Raw genomic sequence first — 4,298 nt, 5'->3', positions numbered from 1 at the left:
GGGCGGCGGCTTGGTGCTGACCCGCGCCCGTGGCAGGCTCGTGCTGCGCCGCCGCAGCCGGCCGCGTGACCGGGCGTGACCGCGGGTCCGGTGGAGGCGTCGACCGGGCCGTCACACGGTCCGTGCGAGGGGGTCGGGTGTACGACGGGGACATCTCCTCGGTGCTGGTCACCGAGGAGCAGGTGCGCGAGAAGACCGCGGAGCTGGCGCAGCAGGTCGCCGGTGACTACGCCGACCTCGTGCGCGACGGCCGCGAGTCCGACCTCGTGCTGATCGGCGTCCTCAAGGGCGCCGTCATGTTCATGACCGACTTCGCCCGCGCGCTGCCCATCCCGGCCCAGCTCGAGTTCATGGCGGTCAGCTCCTACGGCTCGTCGACCTCGTCGTCGGGTGTCGTGCGGATCCTCAAGGACCTCGACCGCGACATCGCCGGGCGGCACGTTCTGATCGTCGAGGACATCATCGACTCGGGGCTGACCCTGAACTGGCTGCTGGGCAACCTGCAGACCCGCTCGCCCGCGTCGCTGGAGGTCGTGACGCTCCTCCGCAAGCCGGACGCGGTGAAGGTCGACGTCCCGGTCCGGTACGTCGGCTTCGACATCCCGAACGAGTTCGTCGTCGGCTACGGCCTCGACTACGCCGAGCGCTACCGCGACCTGCCCTACATCGGCACGCTCGACCCGTCGGTCTACGCCTGAGCCCGGCTCAGCCGAGCCCGGGCCCGGCGGGTGTGGCCAGCGCGCGCGGGTCCACCCCGGCCGGGGCCGCGGTGAACGCGGGCCCGCCGGCGAGCGTCAGACCGGCCGGACCGTCGGTGCGGGCTGCGTAGTCCAACGCCCTCGCCAGGTCGGTGTACTCGATGCTGGGCAGGTCCTCGGTGGTGGTGAGGCTGGACAGCACGCCGATCGCGCGGCCCTGCGCGTCGAGCAGCGGGCTGCCCGACTCCCCGGCGACGCCGTCCTGCACGGCGAACACCGCGTGCCCCCACCCGCCACCGACCTCGGCGGCGGCCGCACCGGCGCGCACCCCGACCGTGCGGACGCCGCCGGCGCCGGGTGGGTTGGTCAGGCCGTAGACCGGGGTGCCGGCGGGCAGCGGCGCGGTGCGGACCGCGCCGGGACCTCCGAAGAACGGCACCGCGGCACCCACCGACGGGCGGGCGCCCGCGGGCAGCTCGACGAGTGCGAGGTCGTTGTAGGCGCAGACGTCGGGGTCGCGCTCCCCGCGGGCCTGCATGGTGTTCCACGAGCTCCACGCCAGCGTCCCGGTGACCGTGCCGTCGCGGCCGTGCACCAGCACCGGGGTGCCCAGCGGCACCGCGTCGGAGGTGCAGCCGTCGGTCTCGGTCTCGCCGCCGGTGCCGCCGCAGTGCGCGGCCTGCCCGAGGAAGGTGCGCTCGCCCGCGGTGAACACGAACCCGGCCGTGCACAGGCCCGCGCCGGTGGTCTCGGTGACGGTCCCCGGACCGATCGACCCCGGCCCCGCGACGACGGCCGGGTGCGGCACGAGGTCGCCCGCCTCGGCCCGGGCGGTGGTCGCCGGCGGCGCGGTCACGACCGGCGGCGTCGGTGCGGCGGCCACGGGCGCCGGGATGACGGGCACGGCGACGGCCGTCCCCACCGGCACGGTGAACACCGCCAGTGCCGCCGCGGCGGCGAGACCGGCGGCGAGCACCGACACCGTCCGCCGGGGTCCGGCCACCGCGTGCAGCGCCATCCGATCGTCCCTCCCGACCCGCAGACCATCGCCGCTGGACCGGACGGAGCAGGGCGCCGCTGCCCTCCGCCGCCGTCCGGGTACCGAGCGTGCTGCACAGTTGTCCCACACCACGGTGTCGAGGTGTGCGTCGGGACACCCCTGTGGGGGAACCGGGCAGGTCGCCGGTTCGTTCTCGGATCGGCCGCCCGCTCACCGGGCGGTCCGGCCAGGTCCGTCCGGAGCACTCCACCCACCGTGGGGCTATCCTGGCGGGTCAGGGCCCTCCGGCGGGGCGGTACACCGTCCGCCGCCGCTGCCGAGAACCACTCCCGGGAAGGTGAAGGCCACCCAGGCCGACGTTGCATGGACCGCAAGCGCCTGCTCCGCAACCCGCTGATCTGGATCCTCGTCGCACTCCTGATCTATCTCGGGTTCAGCCAGCTGTTCGACGACACCCGCGGATACACCGAGGTCACGACGTCGGTCGCGCTCTCCCAGGTGCAGTCGGGGAACGTCAAGGACGCCCTCGTCGAGGACCGTGAGCAGCAGCTCCGCCTCACGCTGGACCGCCCGATCGAGGTCGACGGCAACGAGACGACCCAGATCCTCACCCAGTACCCCGCGCAGATCTCCGGTCAGATCTTCGACCAGGTCCGCCAGGTCCCCGGGATCGCCGAGTACGACACCGTCGTCCGCCAGGACTCCTTCCTCTCCACGCTGCTGATCACGATGATCCCGCTGGCGCTGGTCCTGATCCTGCTGTTCTGGTTCCTGAACAACGCCCAGGGCGGCGGGAACCGGGTCATGAGCTTCGGCAAGTCCAAGGCCAAGCAGCTGAACAAGGACATGCCGAAGAACACGTTCGCGGACGTGGCGGGCGCCGACGAGGCGGTCGAGGAGCTCTACGAGATCAAGGACTTCCTGCAGAACCCGGGCCGTTACCAGGCCCTGGGCGCGAAGATCCCCAAAGGTGTGCTGCTCTACGGCCCGCCCGGCACCGGCAAGACGCTGCTGGCCCGTGCGGTCGCCGGTGAGGCGGGCGTGCCGTTCTACACGATCTCAGGGTCCGACTTCGTCGAGATGTTCGTCGGTGTCGGTGCCTCCCGGGTGCGCGACCTGTTCGAGCAGGCCAAGCAGAACGCGCCCTGCATCATCTTCGTCGACGAGATCGACGCGGTCGGCCGCCAGCGCGGCGCCGGCCTCGGCGGCGGGCACGACGAGCGCGAGCAGACCCTGAACCAGCTGCTCGTCGAGATGGACGGCTTCGACGCCCGCGGCGGCATCATCCTGATCGCCGCGACGAACCGGCCGGACATCCTGGACCCGGCGCTGCTGCGCCCGGGCCGGTTCGACCGGCAGATCCCGGTCGGCGCCCCCGACCTGGCGGGTCGCCGCGCGATCCTGTCGGTGCACTCCAAGGGCAAGCCCTTCGCCGACGACGTCGACCTCGAGTCGCTGGCCAAACGCACCGTGGGCATGTCCGGCGCCGACCTGGCCAACGTGATCAACGAGGCCGCGCTGCTGACCGCCCGCGAGCACGGGACGCTGATCAACGGCGCCGCGCTGGAGGAGTCGGTCGACCGCGTCGTCGGCGGCCCCCGGCGCAAGTCGAAGATCGTCTCCGAGCGCGAGAAGAAGATCACCGCATACCACGAGGGCGGGCACGCGCTGGCCGCGTGGGCGATGCCGGACCTGGAGCCGGTCTACAAGCTCACGATCCTGCCGCGCGGGCGCACCGGCGGGCACGCGCTCGTCGTCCCGGAGGACGACAAGGGCCTCATGACCCGCGCCGAGATGATCGCGAGGCTGGTGTTCGCGATGGGTGGGCGTTCGGCCGAGGAGCTCGTCTTCCACGAGCCCACGACGGGCGCGTCCTCCGACATCGACCAGGCCACCAAGATCGCCCGCGCGATGGTCACCGAGTACGGCATGAGCGCCAAGCTCGGCGCCGTCCGCTACGGCCGCGAGCAGGGCGACCCGTTCCTCGGCCGCTCAATGGGCAACCAGGCCGACTACTCGCTCGAGGTCGCCCACGAGATCGACGAGGAGGTGCGCAAGCTCATCGAGGCCGCGCACACCGAGGCGTGGGAGATCCTCAACACCTACCGCGACGTGCTCGACGACCTGGTGCTCGAGCTCCTGGACAAGGAGACCCTGAACCGCAAGGACCTCGAGCGGATCTTCGGGTCGGTGGAGAAGCGGCCGCGGATCACCGCGTTCGACGACTTCGGCGTGCGCACGCCCTCGGAGAAGCCGCCGATCAAGACCCGGCGCGAGCTGGCGCACGAGCGCGGTGAGGTCCTGCCGCCCGAGGAGGACGAGCTCACCCCGGCCGAGGTCGGCTCGGGCGTCGCCAACGGCTACGGCGACGCGCCCGGCACCCCCGGCGCCTCCCCGTTCCCGGCGGGCGGCTCGGTCCCGAGCCGCCCGGACGCCCCCAACGACGGCGGCTACGCCCCCGGCGACGGCGGCCCGGGTCACGGCGGCGGCAACGGCGGGAACGGGAACGGGAACGGCTACGGCGCGCCCGGCAACGGGCACGGCGCCCCGGTCCACGGCCACGGCCGGGCCGGGTCCTACGGCGGACCGGGACAGCCCCC

General features: G+C 72.9%; 3 protein-coding genes. 2 read left to right on the top strand and 1 reads right to left on the bottom strand.

Going from position 1 to position 4,298, the window contains the following annotated elements; genetic code table 11:
• The first annotated feature begins 137 nt into the window (after window positions 1–137).
• Window positions 138–698, top strand: a complete 561-nt coding sequence (gene hpt / locus NH602_RS28610) for a hypoxanthine phosphoribosyltransferase (RefSeq protein WP_073576928.1) — start codon at window positions 138–140, stop codon at window positions 696–698.
• 7 nt (window positions 699–705) lie between these two features.
• On the opposite strand, the gene NH602_RS28605 is transcribed toward hpt, so the two are convergent.
• Window positions 706–1,716 carry a serine protease gene (locus NH602_RS28605; protein ID WP_100878922.1) on the bottom strand — a complete coding sequence of 337 codons (1,011 nt, stop codon included), beginning with the start codon at window positions 1,714–1,716 and terminating at the stop codon, window positions 706–708.
• A gap of 345 nt (window positions 1,717–2,061) precedes the next feature.
• Here NH602_RS28605 and ftsH point away from each other — a divergent pair.
• On the top strand, window positions 2,062–4,298 hold a 2,237-nt coding region (gene ftsH / locus NH602_RS28600), incomplete at its 3' end, for an ATP-dependent zinc metalloprotease FtsH (RefSeq protein WP_253069431.1).

Origin of the sequence: Pseudonocardia sp. McavD-2-B (assembly GCF_024124365.1) — a bacterium.
In the GTDB taxonomy this organism is placed as follows: domain Bacteria; phylum Actinomycetota; class Actinomycetes; order Mycobacteriales; family Pseudonocardiaceae; genus Pseudonocardia; species Pseudonocardia alni.
The sequence above is the reverse complement of the archived record's forward strand: the minus strand, read 5'-3'. Positions and strand labels throughout refer to the sequence as shown.

Excerpts from the sequence above, each read along its gene's own strand:
- NH602_RS28605 (WP_100878922.1), bottom strand. The coding sequence starts at position 1,716 with ATGGCGCTGCACGCGGTGGCCGGACCCCGGCGGACGGTGTCGGTGCTC.